Here is a 1,226-nt window from a genome sequence, read left to right as displayed (position 1 = left end):
GTCACGGTCGGCGAACTCGTCGACGCCGTCTGGGGCGAGGAGCCACCGACGGCGGCCGTGTCCGTCCTGCGCACCTATGTGTCACGGCTGCGCAAGGTCCTGGAGCCCGGGCGTGCCGCGGGAGAACCCCCGCGGGTGGTCGTCTCGGCCGCGGACGGTTACCTGGTCCGTGTCCCGGAAGGCGCTCTGGACGTGGGGGTGTTCGAGGCGCGGCTGGCGGAAGCGAAGAAGCTGCGTGCCGCGGGCGAGGTGTCCGCCGCCGGGGAACTGCTGCACACCGCGCTCGACGAGTGGGAGGGAACACCGCTGGCCGGACTTCCCGGTCCGCTGGCCGAGGCCGAGCGGTCCAGGCTGCACGAGGAGCGGCTGAACACGCTGGAGACCCGCCTGGAGATCGATGTCCAGCTCGGGCGCCACAGCGAAGCCATCGCCGAGTTGACCTCGCTGACCGGCGAACACCCGCTGCGGGAGCAGCTGTGCCGGCTGCTCATGCTGGCGCTGTACCGGTCCGGACGGCAGGCCGACGCACTGGCGGCCTACCGCAGGACGCGGAGCACCCTGGTGACCGAGCTGGGCATCGAGCCCGGCGCACCGTTGCGGGAACTGCACCATCGCATCCTGGCCGCCGACCGGTCGCTCGACCCCTCGCCGGCGGCGCGCGACGGCGATGCGCCGGAGACCCCGGCCGACCTGCCCGCGTGGCTCCACTCGCCCGACCGGGCCGCCACGTCCGTGGCACGCCCCGCGCAACTGCCCGCCGACCTGCCCACGTTCACCGGTCGACAGGCCGAACTGGAGCAGACCCAGGCCCTGTTGCCCGAGGACCGTGAGTCCCCGGCCACGGTGGTGATCAGTGCGATCGACGGCATGGCCGCCATCGGCAAGACCACCCTGGCGGTGCACTGGGCCCACCGGATCGCCCACCGTTTCCCCGACGGACAGCTCTTCATCAATCTGCGCGGTTTCGATCCGGTCGCCCCGATCGTGACGCCGGGGGAGGCCATCCGTACCTTCCTCGACGCGCTCGACGTCCCACCGCAGCGGATACCCGTAGGTCTCGACGCCCAAGTGGCCCTGTACCGCAGCCTGCTCGCCAACCGGCGGGTGCTGATCCTCCTCGACAACGCCCGGGACACCGATCAGGTCCGCCCCCTGCTGCCCGGCTCGCCCGGCTCTCTGGTGATCGTCACCAGCCGCAACGAGCTCACCGGCCTGGTCGCCGGCGA

1 protein-coding gene is annotated in these 1,226 nt (G+C 72.2%); it reads left to right on the top strand.

Annotated features, from left to right (window positions below):
* A partial coding sequence (locus AOK01_RS45940; protein ID WP_281181502.1) for an AfsR/SARP family transcriptional regulator occupies positions 1 to 1,226 on the top strand: 1,226 nt, incomplete at both ends.

It is taken from the genome of Streptomyces aurantiacus, assembly GCF_001418335.1.
Lineage (GTDB): Bacteria > Actinomycetota > Actinomycetes > Streptomycetales > Streptomycetaceae > Streptomyces > Streptomyces aurantiacus.
This window is presented reverse-complemented; position numbering and strand designations above follow the sequence as displayed.